Source organism: Variovorax paradoxus (genome assembly GCF_009498455.1).
Lineage (GTDB): Bacteria > Pseudomonadota > Gammaproteobacteria > Burkholderiales > Burkholderiaceae_C > Variovorax > Variovorax paradoxus_H.
In genome coordinates this window covers 3,317,690-3,335,353 of sequence record NZ_CP045644.1, presented here as the reverse complement: position 1 = coordinate 3,335,353, position 17,664 = coordinate 3,317,690, and the positions used below count along the sequence as shown (strand labels likewise).

The following is a 17,664-nucleotide window of genomic DNA, read 5'->3' as shown; positions in this document are numbered from 1 at the left end:
CATGAGCCAATTGCTCGAGGCCTTCCGCCTCGCCCAGCTTCCCGACGCGGCCGAGGCCTTTCGCGCGGAAGTGCGCGACTTCCTGGCGACGAACCTGGCGCCCGCCGCGCCCGCCGTGCGCGCGCGCACCTGGATGGGTTTCGACGCGGCCTTCAGCCGGCGGCTCGCGCAGCGCGGCTGGGTCGGTATCACCCTGCCCGCCGCTTACGGCGGCGCCGGGCTCGACGCCTTTCGCCGCTTCGTGCTGGTCGAGGAAATGCTTGCGGCCGGCGCCCCCGTCGCGGCCCACTGGATCGCCGACCGGCAAAGCGGCCCGTTGATCAACAAGTTCGGTACCGAGGTACAGAAGGACTTCTACCTGCCACGCATCTGCCGCGGCGAAGCCTTCTTCTGCATCGGCATGAGCGAGCCCAACGCGGGCTCCGACTTGGCCAGCGTGCGCACGCGCGCTGCCCGTGTGGACGGCGGATGGCGTCTGACAGGTCGCAAGATCTGGACGACCAACGCACAGCGCTCGCACTACATGATCGCGCTGGTGCGCACCTCGGGCGCGCCGGAAGACCGGCACGGCGGGTTGTCGCAGCTGATCGTCGATCTCTCGCTGCCCGGCATCCAGGTGCGGCCCATCGTCGACCTGACGGGCGACGCGCATTTCTCGGAAGTCACTTTCGACGATGTCTTCCTCCAGGACGACGCATTGATCGGCGACGAAGGCAGCGGCTGGATGCAGGTGAACGCCGAACTGGCCTTCGAGCGCAGCGGCCCCGAGCGGCTGTATTCGAGCGTGGTGCTGCTCGACACCTGGCTGCAGAGCCTGCGCAAGTCCGGCTTCACGCCGGCCGATGCCGTGCTGCTCGGCGGCTTCACGACGCAGCTTGCCACCTTGCGCAGCCTGTCGATCGCCGTGACCACCAAGCTGGCGCGCGGCGAGAGCCCCGTGGTCGAGGCGGCGCTGGTCAAGGACATCGGCACCGAATTCGAACAGGCGATTCCCGCTGCCATCGAAGCGGCCGTGGCAGCCGACCCGGCGCGCGGCGTCGAGGTCGATGCCGACCTGCACCGCACGATCGCCTACCTGAGCCAGATCTCGCCGACTTTCTCGCTGCGCGGCGGCACGCGCGAGATCCTGCGCGGCATGATCGCGCGCGGCCTGGGCCTGCGCTGAGCAAGTCACCCAAGGAGACATGAACATGTTCACCGAAGCCATTGAGGCGATCCTCGTCGACCACTGCACGCCGGCCGCCATTCGCGCGATCGAGAACGGCGGATCGGCTGCAGCACTGTGGGGCGCGCTGGCCGAAAGCGGATTCCTCGAACTGATGGCGAGCGAAGAGGCCGGCGGCGCCGGGCTCGACCTGGACGCGGTCTTTCCGATCTTCGTGGCCATGGGCCGGCACGCGGTGCCGGTGCCAGCGGCACAGCGCATCGCGGCGCGGGCGCTGCTGGGCGACGTGGCACCACCGCAAGGCCTGCTCACGCTCGCAGGCCATGCGCAGCGCGCGGCCGACGGGTCGATCGGCGCGGCCCACGTCGCGTTCGGCGCCATCGCCGACCACGTGCTCGCCAACCTCGACGGACAGCTCGTGCTGCTCGACGCAGCACGCGCGCAGCGCACGACGACCGGCATTCGCGGCAGCCTCGGCGCGTCGCTGCGCTGGACTGCCGACGCTGTCGGCGCGCCGGTCGGCGACAACGGCGCGCAGGTCGCCGTGTTCAGTGCGGCACTGCACGCCGCCGCCCTCGCAGGCGCGATGGAGCGCCTGTTCGCGATGACGCTGGGCTACTGCAACGACCGCGTGCAGTTCGGCAAGGCGATTGGCAAGTTCCAGTCGATCCAGCACCAGCTGAGCGTGATGGCCGAGCACGTCGCGTGCGCGGGCGTGGCGGCGGAGCTGGCCTTCAAGGCCGGCGAAAAGATCCCGCCCCTGCTCGCCACCGCCACCGCCAAGGCGCGCACCAGCGCGTCGGTGCCGCTGGTGGCATCGACAGCGCATGCGCTGCACGGCGCCATCGGCGTGACTGAAGAGTTCGACCTCCAGCTCTACAGCCGGCGCCTGCATGAATGGCGCATGGCCGACGGCTCGGAAACGTACTGGAACCGTATCGTCGGCGAAGCACTGCTCGGCAGCGCAACGCCGTCGGTCCTGCAATTCACGATGGAGGAAATTCTCTGATGACCGACTTTCTGAACTACGAACAAGACGGCCACATCGTCACCCTGACGATGAACGACCCCGAGCGCCGCAACCCGCTCACCGGCAACACGGCCGTGCCCGAGTTCCTGGCCGCCATCGACCGCATCCACGTCGACCATTCGGTGCGCGCGGTGATCCTCACGGGCGCGGGCTCGGCCTTCTCGTCGGGAGGCAACGTGCGCGACATGGGCCGCTACAGCGAACTGCCGGCGATGGAACTGCGCCGCGAATACCGCCTGGGCATCCAGAAGCTGCCGCTGGCGCTGTTCAACCTCGAGGTGCCGGTGATCGCCGCGGTGAACGGCCACGCCATCGGCGCGGGCCTCGACCTGGCCTGCATGTGCGACATCCGCGTGGCGGCCGAAGAGGCCAAGTTCGCAGAGAGCTTCGTCAAGCTGGGCATCATTCCCGGCGACGGCGGCGCGTGGCTGCTGCCGCGCATCATCGGCCTGTCGCGCGCGACCGAGCTGACCCTGACCGGCCAGACCATCGACGCGCGCCAGGCTGCGGAGTGGAACCTGGTGTCGCGCGTCGTGCCGCGCGAGCAGCTGATGCCGACGGCCCGCGCTATCGCCGAACAGATTGCTGCCAACCCGCCGCACGCCGTGCGCCTGGCCAAGCGCCTGCTGCGCGAGGCACTGCATTCGCGCCTGGACACGCTGCTGGAAATGTCGGCGGCCTTCCAGGTGATGTCGCACCAGACCGCGGACCATCACGAGGCCGTGGCGGCCTTCATCGAGAAGCGAGCGCCGGTGTTCAAGGGCTGAGGACTGCGCCGGTCTACGGCGCGACCTCGGATTCCGGTGCCGTGATCTGTTGTCGCGCGAAGGCCTCTGCGGCCCGCGCGGCGTCGTGCATCAGCCGCGCCACGATCTGCGCCGCCGGCACGATCTCGTCGGCGAATGCACCGCCCGGCCCGAAGGAGACGATGCCGCCGTCCACGTCGCCGTCGGCATACACGCGCTGGCGCGTGCGCGAGGACAGGATCAGGTCGCCGAACTCGGCATGGCTGCGCGCGCCTTGTGATTCCAGGCGTTGCACTTCGCGCGCAGCGTCGTTGTGCAGCACGCGCCAGGTGTCGCCGATCGAGCCGAGGATGGCCGTCGAACCTTCGGGGCCAACTTCGACGATGCGCCGCTTCAGCGCCTCGTGGGAACGAACTTCGCGCGCCACCAGGAAGCGGCTCCCCATCACCACGCCGTCGGCGCCCAGCGCCAGGGCCGCTGCAATCTGCCGCCCGCTGCCGATGCCGCCGCCAAGCACGAGCGGCAGGCGGATCTGTTCCAGCGCGAAAGCGCCGTTGACGAAAGCGGACAGCGGATTGGCGCCGGGATGCCCGCCCTCCTCGCAGCCGACCAGCGCGACGGCATCGACGCCCAGGCGCGCCGCGCTCTGGGCGTGGCGCACGCTGGGGCACTTGTGCATCAGCAAGCCGCCGCCACGATGGATGGGCTCGACGAGCGCTTCGGGCGAATCGCCGGCGCTCTCGAAATGCCGCACACCTTCTGCCAGCGCCACCTCGATCCAGCCCGGCACCTGCGCGTTCGCGCCCGCACGGCGCGACAGCGTCAAGTTGACGCCGAAGGCCCGGCCGCCCGTGAGCATGCGGCACCGGCGCAGGTCGGCGCGGAAGTCATCGAGCGTGTCGAAGGAACGGGCGGTGATGAAGCCCATCGCGCCGGCGTTGACCACCGCCGCGACGATGTCCGACTGGCCCAGGTGGTGCATGCCGCCGAGCAGGATCGGATGATGGATACCGAACAATTCGGTGATTCGGGTGCGAAAGATCCCCATGGCGTCAGAACGCTTCGAGCGCCAGCGCCGTGACGCTGTCGGCGCCTTCGACGATGCTGTCGCGAACGCCCGGCACCTTGTTCAGGATGTGCTCGGCGTAGAAGCGCGCAGTGACGATCTTGGCCTGCATGAAGGCGACATCGGCGTTGTGCGAGGCCTGGTCCTGCGCCACGATGAGCGAACGCGCGAGCTGCCAGCCGGCCACGAGATTGCCCGCGAGCATCAGGTACGGCACGCTGCCCGAGAACACGGCATTCGGCGAAGCCTTGGTCTGGCCGGCAACGAAATCGACCACGTAGATGAAGGCCAGGCGCGCGGCGGTCAGGCGCTTGAGGACGGCAGCAGCTGCAGCGCTGTCGCTCTTGGCGAGCTCGGCTTCGGTCTTCTCGATCTGCGCGGCAATCGCCTTGGCCGTCTGGCCGCCGTCGCGCGCGGTCTTGCGGCCCACGAGGTCGTTGGCCTGGATCGCGGTGGTGCCTTCGTAGATCGTGAGGATCTTCGCGTCGCGGTAGTACTGCGCCGCGCCCGTCTCTTCGATGAAGCCCATGCCGCCATGCACCTGCACGCCCAGCGAGGTCACTTCGAGGCTCATCTCGGTGCTGTAGCCCTTCACGAGCGGCACCATGAATTCGTAGAAGGCCTGGTTCTGCTTGCGCGCATCGGCATCGGGATGGTGGTGCGCGGCGTCGTAGGCGGCGGCGGCCACCGAGGCCATCGCGCGGCAGCCTTCGGTGTAGGCGCGCATCGTCATCAGCATGCGCTTCACATCCGGGTGATGAATGATGGGTGCGCTGGCGTTGATCGAACCATCGACCGGGCGGCTCTGCACGCGGTCCTTGGCGTAGGCCACGGCGTGCTGGTAGGCACGCTCGGCAATCGCGATGCCCTGCATGCCGACGGCGTAGCGGGCCGAGTTCATCATGATGAACATGTACTCGAGGCCGCGGTTCTCCTGGCCCACGAGATAGCCGACGGCGCCGCCGTGGTCGCCGTACTGCAGCACGGCGGTCGGCGAAGCCTTGATGCCCATCTTGTGCTCGATGCTCACGCAGTGCACGTCGTTGCGTGCTCCGAGCGAACCGTCGGCGTCGACCATGAACTTCGGCACCACGAACAGGCTGATGCCCTTCACGCCTTCAGGCGCGCCGGTCACGCGGGCCAGCACGAGGTGCACGATGTTCTCGGCCATGTCGTGCTCACCGTAGGTGATGAAGATCTTGGTGCCGAACACCTTGTAGGTGCCGTCGGGCTGCGGCTCGGCGCGGCTGCGCACCATGGCCAGGTCGCTGCCGGCCTGCGGCTCGGTGAGGTTCATCGTGCCGGTCCACTGGCCGCTCACGAGCTTCTCGAGGTACACGGCCTTGAGCTCGTCGGAGCCGGCCGTCAGCAACGCTTCGATGGCGCCGTCGCTCAAGAGCGGGCACAGCGCGAAGCTCATGTTGGCCGAGTTGAGCATCTCGCCACAGGCCGCGCCGATGGTCTTCGGGAGGCCCTGGCCGCCGAAATCCGCCGGATGCTGCAAGCCCTGCCAACCGCCCGACACGTACTGCGCGAAGGCGTCCTTGAAGCCCTTGCTGGTGGTGACTTCGCCGTCCTTGAACGACGAGGGGTTGCGGTCGCCTTCGACATTCAGCGGCGCGACCACGTCCTGGTTGAAGCGCGCGCACTCTTCGAGCACGGCCTGTGCGGTTTCGAGGCCGGCGTCTTCAAAGCCGGGCAGCTTGGCGATCTCGCCGATGTTGGCCAGGTGCTCGATGTCGAACAGCATGTCCTTGAGGGGGGCGGTGTAGCTCATGTCTCAGCTCACTTGGCGAGACTGCCCCGCCCAATGACGCTCACGCAACTCGCGCTTGAGCACCTTGCCTGCGGCGGACAACGGCAGCGATTCGCGGAACTCGATGCTCTTGGGGCACTTGTAGCCCGCGATGGCGCCGCGGCAGTGAGCGTGCAGCGCCGCATCGTCGAGCTGTGCGCCGGGCTTGCGCACCACCACCGCATGCACCGCCTCGCCCCACTGGGCATGCGGCACGGCGATGACCGCGCAGGCCTGCACGGCCGGATGCCGCGCGATCACGTTCTCGACCTCGGCCGAGTACACGTTCTCGCCGCCGCTGACGATCATGTCCTTGAGGCGGTCGACGATGAAGATGTGGCCGCCCTCGTCCATGCGGGCGCCGTCGCCGGTGTAGAGCCAGCCGTCGCGCAGCACGCGCGCCGTTTCCTCGGGCTTGTTCCAGTAGCCGCGCATGAGGTTGGGCCCGCGCACGATGAGCTCGCCGACCTCGCCGCGCGGCAGCTCGGTGCCGTTGGCATCGACCACCTTCACGATGACGCCGACGTTGGCGCGGCCAGCCGAGCGCGACAGGCCCGATGCGCGGCCTTCGGCGCCGTGATTCGTCGGTGGGTTCGACGTGGCGCTGCCGAGTTCGGTCATGCCGTAGGAATGGGTGAAAGCCACGCCTGGCAGCAGGGCCATCGCGCGTTCGAGTACCGGCTCGGCGATCGGTGAGGCGCCGTAGACCATGCGCTGCAGGCTGCCCAGGTCGAAGCAGTCGAACTCCGGGTGCGTGATGAGCGCCTGCAACATCGTGGGCACCAGCAGCACGTCGGTCACCCGCTCGCGCTCGATGGTCTGCAGCACCTCGCGCGCGTCGAATGCGGTGGCCAACACATGCGTTTCGCCGGCGATGAACTGCACCAGCGCGCGGCCGATGCCGCCCATGTGGAACAGCGGCGCCACGTGCAGCGCAATGCTGCCCTCGGGCATGGGTGTCTGCGCGAAGCGCTGGATGCCGATGGCCCACAGCGTCCAGTGGCTGTGCATCACGCCCTTGGGAAAGCCGGTGGTGCCGCCGGTGTAGAGGATGCAGGCCAAATCTTCGCCGGCGCGGTCAGCGTCCTCGACCGGCGTCGCAGCGTCGATGAGTGCAGCCAGCGACGGCATGCCCTCGGGCGCACGGCCTTCTCCTGCATAGATGAAGACCGGTGGCCGTTTGGCGCTGGCGCGGATGCCCTCGACGCGGTCGAGAAAGTGGTCGTCGACCACGAGGATGCCGGTGTCGCAGTCGTCCAGCGAGTAGACGATCTCGGGCACGCTCCAGCGCGTGTTGACGGGGTTGAGCACGCCGCCGCCCCACCAAACGCCCATCAGCACTTCGAGCCAGCGATCGGAGTTCACGCCCAGCATGCCGACCCGGTCGCCCCGGCCCATGCCGAGGGATTGCAGGACGCCAGCCAGGCGCGCCACGCGGTCGCCGAACGTGCGAAAGCTCTGGCGCCGCTGGTAGAAGACGGTGGCGATGCGCTCGGGCGTGGCCTGGATCGAGCGCCGCAGTGCGAGGGTCATGGACATGGTGGCGGTGCTTTCGATCAGTGGGTCGGTGCTTCTGCTTCGGCTTCTTTGTTTTCTGCAGCCTGCACAGCGCGCGCTTCCCGCTCCTGCAGTTCACGCCAGGCGATCTTCCCGGTGGCCGACTTGGGCAGCGCGTCGACGATCTGCACGATCCGCGGCGCCTTGTAGGCCGCCATGTGTTCCCGGCACCAGGCCAGCAGGCTGGCGCTGTCGTCGCTGCAGCCGTCACGCAGCGTGACCACGGCCTTGACCGTTTCACCGCGCCGCGCATCGGGCGCGGCGATCACGCAGGCTTCGAGGATCGACGGGTGCGTGTGCAGGGAGGCCTCGACCTCGGCCGGCCAGACCTTGAAGCCCGAGGCATTGATCATTCGCTTCAGGCGGTCGCGCATGAAGACGTAGCCCTCTTCGTCCATGCTGGCGAGGTCGCCGGTACGGAAGAAGCGCTTGCCGTCACGCACGAAGAAGCTCTCGGCATTGGCCTGCGCATGATTCCAGTAGCCCAGCATGATCTGCGCGGCGTGCACCACGATCTCACCGGCCTTGCCTCGCGGCAGCGGCACCAGCGTCTCCGGATCGACGATGCGCAGGTCGACACCGAAGGTGGGCACGCCAAGGCAGCCTTTCTTCGGCTGGTGCATCGGGTTGGCGCACAGGAAGTTGGCGCTTTCGGTCAGCCCGTAGCCCTCGATGTAGTCCAGGCCGTAGCGATTCTTGAGGATGTCGTTCACATGCTGCGGCGTGGCGGCCCCGCCGCCGGTGACCACGGCCAGGCTCGACAGGTCGCGCTGCTCGATGCCGGGCTGCGCGAAGAAGTCGACCAGCATGGCCGGCAGCGCGGCCCAGAAGCTCACGCGGTGGCGCTCGATGAGCAGCGCTGCGGCCTCGCGGTCCCAGCGCGGCATCAGCACGATGGTGCCGCCCCAGAAGATCGCCGAGTTGACGTTGTTCTGCAGGCCCAGCAGGTGGAACAGCGGTGCCACGGCAAGGTACACCGACGACGGATGCGTGCGGCGCCACAGCGAAGAGCCGACGCAGGAGGTCATCACCGTGCGGTGCGTGTGCACGCAGGCCTTGGGCTTGCCGGTGGTGCCCGAGGTGTAGGGCAGCATGCACAGGTCGTCTGGGCCGGCGCGGTGGAGCCGCGGCACCTGCTGCTGCGCCAGCGCGGCCTGCCAGGACACGGCAGCAGGCGGCAGCACCACGTCGGCGATGCGCGCGCGCACCCAGTCGGGCGGCACGAGGCCGGCATCATCGTCTGCATTGCCGAGCGCGTCGCCGTAGGCATGCACCACGAGCTGGCGCAGCGCGCCGGTGCCCACGAGCGGCGCGATGCGTTCGAGCAGTTCACTGGCCACGAAGGCCGCCACCGCGCCGCTGTCCTGCACGATGTGTTCGAGTTCGTCGCGCAGCAACATGGCGTTGACCGGCACGAACACCGCGTCGGCCCGCAGGATGGCGAAGTAGGCCGCGATGAACTGCGGGCAGTTCTGGCTGAACACGAGCACGCGGTCGCCCGGCGCCACATCGCACGCGTGCTGCAGGTAACCGGCCATGGCTTCGGCCTCGGCCAGCAGCTCGTCGTAACGCACGGCCTTGCCGAAGAACTGCACCGCAGTCTTGGCCGGGTAGCGGCGAGCCGAGGTCTCGAGGTTGCAGAACAGGCTGATCTCGGGAATGTGAGCCTCGCGCGGCAAGCCGCCGCGGGCGTGCACGGGGTCGATGCACAAGGCGCCGACGGGGCGCTCGGCCACGCCCGCGGGCGTGGGGCAAGGGTGTGTGGCGCGGGGTTCTGCCTGCATGGTGGGGTCCGGGTCGGCCTCGTGTCTGGGTCTTGGGGTCTTTGGGATGAAGGTGAGTAGAACGCGCGCCTGCACCGACGCGGCCACCCCGATCGGGTGGCAGTGCAGGGCCAGCCTCGGTGCCCCGACCACCCACCGGGGGTAGTGCCGGCACGGCACTGCTTGCGGACCATGGAGCTGCCCATTGCACAGGACCCCACGCACCATGACGGATTGCTCCCCGCCCCCGCGCCCACGCGCCGCCCACTCCACACCCGCGAGATCGTCTGCCACGGCTACCTGCGCGACGACGGCCTGGTCGACGTGGAAAGCACGATGCGTGACATCTCACCCCAAGGCTCCGACCTGTTCTTCAAGCGGCTGGGCGCGGGCGAAGACCTGCATCGCATGCGCGTCGTCCTGACGGTCGATGCCGAATTGGTGATCCGCGCACTGCAGGTGCACTCCGAAGCCGCCCCGACGCCCTGGTGCAGCGAGAGCAACGCCGTGTACGACGCGCTGGTCGGCCTGCAGATCGGCCCCGGCTTCACGAAGAAGGTGCGCGCACTCGTGGGCGGTGCCAAGGGCTGCACCCACCTCACGGAACTGATGGGCCCCGCGGCCACCACCGCCATGCAGGCGCTGTTCGCGCTGGGCCGCGAGAGAGGCGGCATGCGCGCCGCCCATGCCCGGCCCGGCGCCCTGCCCCGGCCTGGGCTCGTCAACACCTGCCAGGCGTACCGCGACGGCAGCCCCGCGCTCGAAGCCATCTGGCCGCTGGCGCGGCGTGCGCCGCAGGCTTAGTCGTTCTTACCGGCCTCAGGACACACCGAGGTGATGCGCCAGATGGCTCTGGCAGTAGTCCAGGTAGGCGCGCACGATGCTCGACGGATGCCGGTGCGACGGATAGAGCAGATGCACCTGCTGCTCGGGCAACAGATGCCCCGGCAACAACGCGCACAACTGGCCGGCCTGCAGGCCTGCCGCCGCCAGGAACGGCGGCAGCTCCGTGACGGCCTCACCGGCCAACGCCAGGCTGCGCAGATGCAGGTAGCTGTTGGTCGACAGCACCGGCCGCGGCTCCAGCGTCTGGTCGCCCAACTGCCAGGTGCCGCGTGCGCTCACGTCCCGGCACCAGACCGCGCACGGAAAGCGATGCAGGTCGTCGGGCGACGTGGGCTTGTCCAACTTCTGCACGAGCTGGGGGCTGGCGACCAGCACGTGGCGGTAGGTGGTCATGTGCCGCGCGACCATCGACTCGTGGACGATGGTGCCGACCCGCAAGGCGACGTCGATGCCGTCCTGCACCAGGTCAACCCGGCGCTCGGTGGTGTAGACCGACAGCTCGATGTCGGGGTACTGCTGCTGGAAGGCGCGCAGCAAGGCCCACCAGGGTTCGAAGCCCGGCGGCAGCGACAGCCGCAGGCGACCCTTGAGCCGGGCCTGGTCGCTCATCACGGCCTGCTCGCCCTCGGCCAGCGCCTCGATGCCGCGGCTCGCGTGTTCGTACAGCCGCATGCCGGCCTCGGTCAGGCTGGTGCCGCGCGCCGAGCGCTCCAGCAATTGCACCTTCAGCTCGCGCTCGAGCTCGCGGATGCGCCGGCTCAGGGTGGGCAGCGGAATCTCCATGCGCTGTGCCGCCGCCGACAGGCTGCCGGCCTGCACCACGGCCACGAACATCTGCGCTGCGTTGAGGTCCATTCGATCCTTCCAGATATGGAAGGAAAGCTACCAGATATGCATCTTCCTTGCCAATCATGAGCGACCTACAGTGAGTTCCAGCAGCCGGAAAGCCGGCTGCACCCCCTCTCACCCTGAAAGAACCTCGCCATGAAAGCCTATGTGATCGAACAAGCCGGCGGCCCGGAAATGCTCCAGCTGCGCGACATTGCCTCCCCCGAACCCGGGGCCCACGAAGTACAGATCCGCGTGCGCGCCTTCGGCCTGAACCGCGCGGAAACCTATTTGCGCGCCGGCAAGATGGGCGCCATCACCGCCCCACGCGTGCCCGGCATCGAAGCGGTCGGCGAAGTCATCCTCGACCCCGCCGGCATCTTCCGCACCGGCCAGCGCGTGGCCACCGCGATGGGCGGCATGCAGTTCAGCCGCAACGGCAGCTACGCCGAGCAGGTGACCGTGCTGCGCGACAACGTGATCGCGCTGGACGACATCCCCCTGTCGTGGGAAGAACTGGCCGCGCTGCCGCAGTCGTACCTCACCGTCTGGGGCGCTCTCGACCAAACGCTGGCCGTCCAGCCGGGCCAGACCCTGCTGGTGCGCGGTGCCACCGCCTCGCTGGGCCTGGCCGCTGTCGCCTACGCCAAGGCACGCGACCTGAAGGTGATCGCGACCACGCGCTCGGAACAGAACACGGCGCGGCTGCGCGCGGTGGGCGCGGACGACGTCATCGTCGACACCGGCGAGATCGCATCAACGGTTCGCCAGCGGGTCCCCGCCGGCGTGGACGTTGCGCTCGAAGTCGTGGGCGCCGCGACGCTGCGCGACACCATCCAGGCCTTGAAGCCCTTCGGCGCGGTGTCGGTCGTGGGGCTGCTAGGCGGGCCCCCGGTGCTGTCGCAGTTCCACCTGATGCAGGACCTCCCCGATGCAAAGCAACTGAGCTTCTTCCAGAGCGGTTTGCTCGGCACGCCGGCCCTGCCGTTGGCGAATGCGCCGCTGCGCTGGATCGCCGAACAGGCCGCCGCGGGCCGCATTCCCTCGCTGCGTTCGCGGACCTTCGACTTCGACGACGTGCGCCACGCCCACAGCCTGATGGAAAGCGACCGCGCGCTCGGCAAGCTCGTCGTGCGCCTCTGAGATCCATCCCCTTCCCGGCATCTTCAAGGAGCTTCCCATGCGCACATTTCTTCGCGCCGTCCTGGCGACCACCGCGCTGGTCGCCGCCGTCCCGGTGACCTCACTCGCGGCATCGCCCGCCACCGCCCAAACGGCCACGGCGGCCACGACCGCCATCCATCAGCAGCTGCGCCGCTACGAGCAGGCACTCAACACGTCCGACGTCGACAGCGTCATGGCGCTGTACGCCGACGACGCCGTGTTCATGCCGCAGAACAGCCCACCGGCCGTGGGACGCGATGCGGTCCGCACCGCCTACCGGCAGGTGTTCTCTGCGATCAAGCTCGACGTGCGCTTCCAAATCGATGAGGTCCGCCAGCTCTCGAAGGACTGGGCCTATGCACGCACCCGCTCGAACGGCACGGTGAAGCTGCTCTCGAGCGACCAGCCGCCCGGGGCCGAGGCGAACCAGGAGCTGTTTGTGTTTCATCGCGAAGCCGATGGCCAATGGCGTTTCGCGCGGTACATCTTCGCGACCACCAACCCGCCGGCCGGTCGCTGAAGAACTGCACGGACATCCCTTTGCGAGAAGATGTGCGCCGCTGCAGATCGTCGTCTCGCCCTTTTTACGAGCCCCGCCATGTCCATGCCCACACCTTCGAACGCGACGGCACTCGTGCCTCCCGGCCAGCCGGAGCGCGACCCGCTCTCGGACCTGCTGGACCTCGTTCACATCCGCGGCGAGATGGCGCTCACCTGCACGCCCGCGACGCCCTTCGCCCTGTCGTTTCCCGCCGGCGCATCCAGCATGCACGCCGTGACGCACGGCACGGTGAGCGTGCGCGTCGAGGGCCTGGCCGATGCGGTCCGGCTCGGCCCCGGTGAACTGATTCTGTTGCCGCACGGCACGGCGCACGTGATCGAGGCCGGCGATGCGCGCACCCTCGTCGACATCTGGGACGCCCTGAAGTCGGGCTTCGACCGCACGCGCAGCGCGCTCGGCCAGGGCACCTCGCCGGTCTGGTTCTGGGGCAGCTTCAGGTTCGACAGCGCGATCTCGCGGCGCCTGCTCGACACCTTGCCCCTCGCCATCACGCTGCGCGAGCTGAACGAACGGCCGCTCGAATGGTTCCAGCTGTGCTGGGAGATCATGATCGACGAGACGCGGCGGCGCCTGCCCGGCGGCAGCGTGATGGTGTCGCGGCTGCTCGACATCGTGTTCGTGAAAGTCATCCGCCGTTGGGCCGAGCAGGATGCCGCCGCACCGCACTGGCTGACGGCATCGCTCGATCCGCGGATCGCGAACGTGCTCTCCGCGATCCACGCCGCCCCTGCGCGCCCATGGCAGGTGGCGGACCTCGCGGAGATCGCAGGCATGTCGAGGTCGTCATTCGCGGCACGCTTCGAGTCGCTGCTCACACAGCCGCCCGGGGCCTACCTGACCGCATGGCGGCTCGACAAGGCCACCGAGCGCCTGCGCAACAGCGCCCGGTCGATCCGCTGGATCGCCGAAGACGTGGGCTACGAATCGGACGCCGCCTTCAGCCGCGCCTTCCGCGAGCGCTTCGGCGTGTCGCCGTCGCAGTGGCGAAAGCAGGCACAGGCCGCGAACCACTGAAGACCAGGCGTTGCATCGTCTGGCGTTCACGCAAAGCTTTTTGGAGCCTGGGTCATTCCAGGCGCGGGCCGCGCCACCAATAATGGCCGCCACCCATCGACTTGGTCTCACGCGCCGGCGGACCGAGTTGCATCGACGCAGCCGGTATCAACCTTGATCGGATAGGAGCGACATCATGAGCAACAAACCCACCATTGTCCTGGTCCATGGGTTCTGGGGCGGCGCCGCGCACTGGCACAACGTCATCGTCGAACTCTTGCGCAAGGGCCACACGGCCATCCGCGCGGTCGAGCTGCCGCTGACCTCGCTGGCCGACGACGCCGAGCGCACACGCAAGATGGTGGCGCAGGTGCAGGGGCCCGTGCTGCTGGTCGGGCACTCGTACGGCGGCGCGGTGATCACGCAGGCCGGCGACATGCCCAACGTGGTCGGGCTAGTCTACATCGCTGCCTTTGCACCCGACGCGGGCGAAAGCCCCGGTGGCATCACGCAGGAACACCCACCGGTGGCCGTGCCCAACCTCGCGCCCGACAGCGACGGCTACCTGTGGGTGATCCCCGAGAAATACCACGAGAGCTTCTGCCAGGACCTGAGCGCCGAAGAAGGCCTGGTGATGGGCCTGACGCAGAAGGCGCCGCTGGCCAGCACCTTCGGCGACACCATCACGGCGCCGGCCTGGAAGAAGAAGCCGTCGTGGTACCAGATCTCGAGCGAGGACCGCATGATCTCGCCCGTCAACCAGGAGCGCATGTCGGCGCGGCTGGGCGCGAAGAAGGTCATCACGCTGGCAGCCAGCCATGCCTCGCTGGCCTCGCAGCCGCAGGCCGTGGCGGCGCTGATCGACGAGGCGGCGAGCGCCTAGAGCGCGTGCGCGGCTACTGGGCCGCCAGCCCCAGTTCGCGCGTCAGGGCCTGGAAGGTAGGCCACGTGCGCTGGATGAACTTCTGCAGGTCGGCGCCCGTCAGGGGCGCCGTCTCCACGCCGAGTTGCGCGAGCACGGACTTGACGCTCTCCGATCGGGTGGCCGATTCGCGCGCGAGTTCGGCAAGCCGCTGCAGCACCTCGCTCGGCAGGCCCGCGGGGCCGAGCAGCATGTTGCAGTCGCGGATGTCCTCGAAGGCCGGGCCGGTGAAGCCTTCGTCGGCCCAGGTCGGAACGCCCGGCAGCAGCTTGTCGGAGCGCCCGCCCGACACCACGACGATCGGCTTGAGCACCCCGCGCTGGATGCCGCTGGCCATGCCCGCCATCGAGCCCGCGCCCATGTCGATGTTGCCCGCCATGAGGTCGAAGACCATCGGCCCCGTCCCCTTGTAGTTGACGAGATCGAACTTGCCGCTGGTCTGCTTCGCGAGCTGGCTCAGCATGAGCTGCCAGCCGGAGCCGATGCCGAAGTTCCCCACGCTGACCGGCCGCTGGCGCGCCAGCGCGATCAGCTCCTTCAGGTTCTTCACCGGCAGGTCTTTCTTGACGACCATCACGCCGACGCCCGTGCTGAAGGCCGCGATGGGCACGAGATCCTTGCTGGTGTCGAGCGGCACCTTCTTGAGTAGCACCGGCGCCTGCGCCAGCTGGCTGTGCAGGGTGAGCAGCAGCGTGTGGCCGTCCGGTGCGGCGCGTGCCACCGCATCGGCCGCGATCATGCCGATGCCACCGGGCCGGTTCTCGACGATGACCGGCGACCCGAGGCGCCCCGTCAGGTACTCCGCCAGCGCGCGGGCCGTCGCGTCGTTGGACGATCCCGGGGCCTGGGCGGCAATGATCCGGATCGGCTTCGACGGCCATGCCGATGACTGTGCGCGCGCCGCAGCGGGCGCCAGCAAGCCGCTGCCCATGGCGCCGAGACCGGCCGCCAGCAGGCGACGCCGCTGCAGTTGCCCGTCGATGGATGGCCCTGCCGATGCAAGCCTCGTGTTCATGCGGTCCCTTTCACCGTGGCGTGGCCACGCGCTGCCAACAAGAAAATTGCTGCCGCCCTCACGCTCGCGCGGGCAGCGGACAAACGGTCAGTCCGCCCTCGCCCCCGAGATCGCGATCAGGCGCTTGACCACGGGTTCGGTCTTCTCGAACTCCTGCCGGAACTGCTCGGACGTGCTGCCGATCGCTTCCGTCGAACTGGTCTGCAGACGCAGCTTCATGGCCGGGGTGTGCGCGGCAGCACGCGCTTCTTTTTCCAACCGGGCCAGCACGTCGGGCGGCGTGCCCGCGCGCGTCAGCACACCGACCCAGCCGGCAGGCGTGAACTCCGCATCGCCCAGGCCGGACTCGGCCATGGTGGGAACGTTCGGCAGCACCTTGGTCCGGTGGTCGCCGAACACCGCCAGCGGCCGCAGCCGCCCGCTCTCGACCAGGGGCATCAGGGTGCCGAGCGAGAAGATGCCCCACGCGACGTTGCCCGCGCTCACGTCCTGCGCCACCTGCGCCTCGCCCTTGTAGGCCACGTGGACCATATCGAGCCCCCGGGAACGGTTCAGGTGGGCGCCCACCAGGTGCGGGAAGGTGCCGATGCCGTAGGAGCCGTAGCTGATCGCGCCCTTGTTGCCCGCCGCCCAGGCGAGGAACTCCTTCATGTCCTTCGCCGGCACGTCCCGGTTGACGGCCAGCACGACCGACCCGCTGGCCACCAGCGACACGAAGGCCAGGTCGCGGCGCACGTTGTAGGGCACCTTCGACAACAGGTGCGGCGTGTTGACGAGCGGTGCCGCGTGGGTCAGCAAGAGCGTGTAGCCGTCCGGCGCGGCGCGGGTCACGGCCTGCACCGCGAGCAGGCCCGCCGCACCGGGCTTGTTGTCCACGATGACCGGCTGGCCCAGGCTCTTGCCCATCTCGTCCGCGAGCACCCGGGCCAGCGAATCGGTGGCACCGCCCGGTGGCGCCGGCACGATCATCGTGAGGGGCCGCGCCGGGTAGGTCTGGGCGGCACAGGCCGTCGCCCACAGGAACGCGACGAGGGCAAGCAGGATTCGGTTGCGCATGGACATGGCCTCAGAGGGAAAGTGCAACGACTGCGACGACTGCGTCACCAAGGACCTTGGTGTCGCCGTACTGGTTGGTGGTCTGGATCTCGAGCCGCAGGCGCTGCTCGCCGTCGCTTTCGAACTTTTCGACCACCTTGCCCGCGCAGGTGATCTGGTGGCCCAGGTGGGTGATACCGACGAAGCGGGCACCCAGCTGGCGAAGCTGCCGCTGGTCGACCCACAGGGTCAGCAGGCGGGCCAGGTAGGCCATCGACAGCATGCCATGCGCGAACACATCGGGCATGCCGGCGCGGCGCGCGAAGTCCAGGTCGATGTGGATCGCGTTGTGGTCGTTGGACGCCCCCGCGAACAAGGCCAGCGTGGTCCGGTTGATCGGTGCCACGGTCAGCGGCGGCAGCGTGTCGCCGACGCGGACCTGCGCAAGATTCAGTGTGCTCATTGCGGCTCTCCGTTTCGCATTTCAGTCAGGCGTTGCGTTGCACCAGCACGCTGCGCAGGTCGGCGACGTGCTCGCCGCGCTGGTTGGTCACCCGGGTTTCGCGCACCACGAAATCGAGTGCGCCGCCCTTCTTGTCGTAGATGTCGGCAATCCGGCTTTCGAAGCGCAGCACGTCGCCCGCATGCGCCATGCGGTGGTAGGTGAACGATTGTTCGCCGTGCAGGATGCGCGCGGGCTGGATGCCCATCTCCTGCCGCCAGCCGCTCGCGGGCTGCTGGATCTCGAGCGAAAAGAGAAAGGTCGGCGGCAGCGGCAAACCGGGGTACCCCGCATCGCGCGCAGCGGACTCGTCCAAGTAGACGGGGTTGGTCTCGCCCGTGGCCTTGGCGAAGAAGCGCAGCTGCGCCGCTTCGGCCGCAACCTGAAAGCCCGGAAGGACTTTGCCGATGAATTGCTTGTCGATCATGTCCGCACTCCTGGGTGCCAGGCCCTCGGCCCGGTTCGCGATGAGCTAAGTTTTCGCATGGGATTCAGGTTACGGGCGGGGCTGTTCGGCGAGACCCCCCGGCGCGGGTGGGGGCGGGAATCCCCTCGTCGAAGCGGCCTCTGCGCACGACGCGAAAGAGGTCACCGGCGGGTACCATCCAGAGCGATTCTGGCCACACGCCTGCGCGGGTCGCCCCATGAATCGGTTCCGGATGCGAACGCGAGATT

Annotated in this window: 17 protein-coding genes; 8 read left to right on the top strand and 9 right to left on the bottom strand. The window is 68.6% G+C overall.

The genetic code is table 11. The features are described 5' to 3' along the window. Position 1 precedes the first annotated feature (1 nt). The 3 genes from GFK26_RS15305 to GFK26_RS15295 are packed head-to-tail and all read left to right on the top strand — an operon-like array spanning position 2 to position 2,962. Complete coding sequence (locus tag GFK26_RS15305; RefSeq protein WP_153282686.1) at positions 2–1,165, top strand: acyl-CoA dehydrogenase family protein; 1,164 nt, start codon at positions 2–4, stop codon at positions 1,163–1,165. Between the two features lie 25 nt (positions 1,166–1,190). Further along, positions 1,191–2,174, top strand: a complete 984-nt coding sequence (locus tag GFK26_RS15300) for an acyl-CoA dehydrogenase family protein (protein WP_153282685.1) — start codon at positions 1,191–1,193, stop codon at positions 2,172–2,174. Then, on the top strand, positions 2,174–2,962 hold the full coding sequence (locus GFK26_RS15295) for a crotonase/enoyl-CoA hydratase family protein (RefSeq protein WP_153282684.1): 789 nt from the start codon (positions 2,174–2,176) through the stop codon (positions 2,960–2,962). The genes GFK26_RS15300 and GFK26_RS15295 overlap by 1 nt, the downstream gene beginning before the upstream one ends. A gap of 13 nt (positions 2,963–2,975) precedes the next feature. On the opposite strand, the gene GFK26_RS15290 is transcribed toward GFK26_RS15295, so the two are convergent. The 4 genes from GFK26_RS15290 to GFK26_RS15275 all read right to left on the bottom strand — a co-directional run bounded on the left by GFK26_RS15290 (position 2,976) and on the right by GFK26_RS15275 (position 9,143). Next, a complete protein-coding gene (locus GFK26_RS15290) occupies positions 2,976–3,923 on the bottom strand; it encodes an NAD(P)H-dependent flavin oxidoreductase (RefSeq protein ID WP_416222570.1) in 948 nt (315 codons plus the stop codon). Positions 3,924–3,993: 70 nt separating this feature from the next. Beyond that, positions 3,994–5,784 (bottom strand): acyl-CoA dehydrogenase, encoded by a 1,791-nt coding sequence (locus GFK26_RS15285; RefSeq protein ID WP_153282682.1) that lies wholly within the window; start codon positions 5,782–5,784, stop codon positions 3,994–3,996. 3 nt (positions 5,785–5,787) lie between these two features. Then, complete coding sequence (locus GFK26_RS15280; protein WP_153282681.1) at positions 5,788–7,341, bottom strand: class I adenylate-forming enzyme family protein; 1,554 nt, start codon at positions 7,339–7,341, stop codon at positions 5,788–5,790. A gap of 17 nt (positions 7,342–7,358) precedes the next feature. After that, a complete protein-coding gene (locus GFK26_RS15275) occupies positions 7,359–9,143 on the bottom strand; it encodes a long-chain-fatty-acid--CoA ligase (protein ID WP_153282680.1) in 1,785 nt (594 codons plus the stop codon). A gap of 171 nt (positions 9,144–9,314) precedes the next feature. Here GFK26_RS15275 and GFK26_RS15270 point away from each other — a divergent pair, with 171 nt between their 5' ends. After that, positions 9,315–9,926 (top strand): DUF2889 domain-containing protein, encoded by a 612-nt coding sequence (locus GFK26_RS15270; RefSeq protein ID WP_153282679.1) that lies wholly within the window; start codon positions 9,315–9,317, stop codon positions 9,924–9,926. A gap of 15 nt (positions 9,927–9,941) precedes the next feature. Here GFK26_RS15270 and GFK26_RS15265 read toward each other — a convergent pair whose 3' ends face one another. Next, entirely contained in the window at positions 9,942–10,823 is an 882-nt protein-coding gene (locus tag GFK26_RS15265; RefSeq protein ID WP_153282678.1) for a LysR family transcriptional regulator, read from the bottom strand. Between the two features lie 129 nt (positions 10,824–10,952). On the opposite strand from GFK26_RS15265, the gene GFK26_RS15260 reads away from it, so the two are divergent. The 4 genes from GFK26_RS15260 (at position 10,953) to GFK26_RS15245 (ending at position 14,398) form a co-directional block, all read left to right on the top strand. Next, on the top strand, positions 10,953–11,939 hold the full coding sequence (locus GFK26_RS15260) for a zinc-binding dehydrogenase (RefSeq protein ID WP_153282677.1): 987 nt from the start codon (positions 10,953–10,955) through the stop codon (positions 11,937–11,939). A gap of 37 nt (positions 11,940–11,976) precedes the next feature. Next, entirely contained in the window at positions 11,977–12,480 is a 504-nt protein-coding gene (locus GFK26_RS15255) for a YybH family protein (protein ID WP_153282676.1), read from the top strand. Positions 12,481–12,558: 78 nt separating this feature from the next. Next, positions 12,559–13,536, top strand: coding sequence for an AraC family transcriptional regulator (locus tag GFK26_RS15250; RefSeq protein WP_194274087.1), 978 nt, complete (start codon positions 12,559–12,561; stop codon positions 13,534–13,536). A gap of 175 nt (positions 13,537–13,711) precedes the next feature. Beyond that, positions 13,712–14,398 carry an alpha/beta hydrolase gene (locus GFK26_RS15245; protein WP_153282674.1) on the top strand — a complete coding sequence of 229 codons (687 nt, stop codon included), beginning with the start codon at positions 13,712–13,714 and terminating at the stop codon, positions 14,396–14,398. A gap of 13 nt (positions 14,399–14,411) precedes the next feature. On the opposite strand, the gene GFK26_RS15240 is transcribed toward GFK26_RS15245, so the two are convergent. The 4 genes from GFK26_RS15240 to GFK26_RS15225 all read right to left on the bottom strand — a co-directional run bounded on the left by GFK26_RS15240 (position 14,412) and on the right by GFK26_RS15225 (position 17,416). Beyond that, positions 14,412–15,452, bottom strand: coding sequence for a Bug family tripartite tricarboxylate transporter substrate binding protein (locus GFK26_RS15240; RefSeq protein ID WP_153282673.1), 1,041 nt, complete (start codon positions 15,450–15,452; stop codon positions 14,412–14,414). Between the two features lie 87 nt (positions 15,453–15,539). Continuing rightward, positions 15,540–16,508 carry a Bug family tripartite tricarboxylate transporter substrate binding protein gene (locus tag GFK26_RS15235; protein WP_194274086.1) on the bottom strand — a complete coding sequence of 323 codons (969 nt, stop codon included), beginning with the start codon at positions 16,506–16,508 and terminating at the stop codon, positions 15,540–15,542. Between the two features lie 10 nt (positions 16,509–16,518). Then, positions 16,519–16,950 carry a MaoC family dehydratase gene (locus tag GFK26_RS15230; RefSeq protein WP_153282671.1) on the bottom strand — a complete coding sequence of 144 codons (432 nt, stop codon included), beginning with the start codon at positions 16,948–16,950 and terminating at the stop codon, positions 16,519–16,521. A gap of 25 nt (positions 16,951–16,975) precedes the next feature. Beyond that, positions 16,976–17,416 carry a MaoC family dehydratase N-terminal domain-containing protein gene (locus tag GFK26_RS15225; protein WP_153282670.1) on the bottom strand — a complete coding sequence of 147 codons (441 nt, stop codon included), beginning with the start codon at positions 17,414–17,416 and terminating at the stop codon, positions 16,976–16,978. Positions 17,417–17,664: the final 248 nt, after the last annotated feature.

Coding starts and splice junctions, on each gene's coding strand:
- GFK26_RS15275 (WP_153282680.1), bottom strand. CDS start 9,143: ATGCAGGCAGAACCCCGCGCCACACACCCTTGCCCCACGCCCGCGGGC.
- GFK26_RS15305 (WP_153282686.1), top strand. CDS start 2: ATGAGCCAATTGCTCGAGGCCTTCCGCCTCGCCCAGCTTCCCGACGCG.
- GFK26_RS15290 (WP_416222570.1), bottom strand. CDS start 3,923: ATGCACCACCTGGGCCAGTCGGACATCGTCGCGGCGGTGGTCAACGCC.
- GFK26_RS15295 (WP_153282684.1), top strand. CDS start 2,174: ATGACCGACTTTCTGAACTACGAACAAGACGGCCACATCGTCACCCTG.
- GFK26_RS15230 (WP_153282671.1), bottom strand. CDS start 16,950: ATGAGCACACTGAATCTTGCGCAGGTCCGCGTCGGCGACACGCTGCCG.
- GFK26_RS15260 (WP_153282677.1), top strand. CDS start 10,953: ATGAAAGCCTATGTGATCGAACAAGCCGGCGGCCCGGAAATGCTCCAG.
- GFK26_RS15245 (WP_153282674.1), top strand. CDS start 13,712: ATGAGCAACAAACCCACCATTGTCCTGGTCCATGGGTTCTGGGGCGGC.
- GFK26_RS15250 (WP_194274087.1), top strand. CDS start 12,559: ATGTCCATGCCCACACCTTCGAACGCGACGGCACTCGTGCCTCCCGGC.
- GFK26_RS15235 (WP_194274086.1), bottom strand. CDS start 16,508: ATGCGCAACCGAATCCTGCTTGCCCTCGTCGCGTTCCTGTGGGCGACG.
- GFK26_RS15265 (WP_153282678.1), bottom strand. CDS start 10,823: ATGGACCTCAACGCAGCGCAGATGTTCGTGGCCGTGGTGCAGGCCGGC.
- GFK26_RS15225 (WP_153282670.1), bottom strand. CDS start 17,416: ATGATCGACAAGCAATTCATCGGCAAAGTCCTTCCGGGCTTTCAGGTT.
- GFK26_RS15280 (WP_153282681.1), bottom strand. CDS start 7,341: ATGTCCATGACCCTCGCACTGCGGCGCTCGATCCAGGCCACGCCCGAG.
- GFK26_RS15255 (WP_153282676.1), top strand. CDS start 11,977: ATGCGCACATTTCTTCGCGCCGTCCTGGCGACCACCGCGCTGGTCGCC.
- GFK26_RS15240 (WP_153282673.1), bottom strand. CDS start 15,452: ATGAACACGAGGCTTGCATCGGCAGGGCCATCCATCGACGGGCAACTG.
- GFK26_RS15300 (WP_153282685.1), top strand. CDS start 1,191: ATGTTCACCGAAGCCATTGAGGCGATCCTCGTCGACCACTGCACGCCG.
- GFK26_RS15285 (WP_153282682.1), bottom strand. CDS start 5,784: ATGAGCTACACCGCCCCCCTCAAGGACATGCTGTTCGACATCGAGCAC.
- GFK26_RS15270 (WP_153282679.1), top strand. CDS start 9,315: ATGGAGCTGCCCATTGCACAGGACCCCACGCACCATGACGGATTGCTC.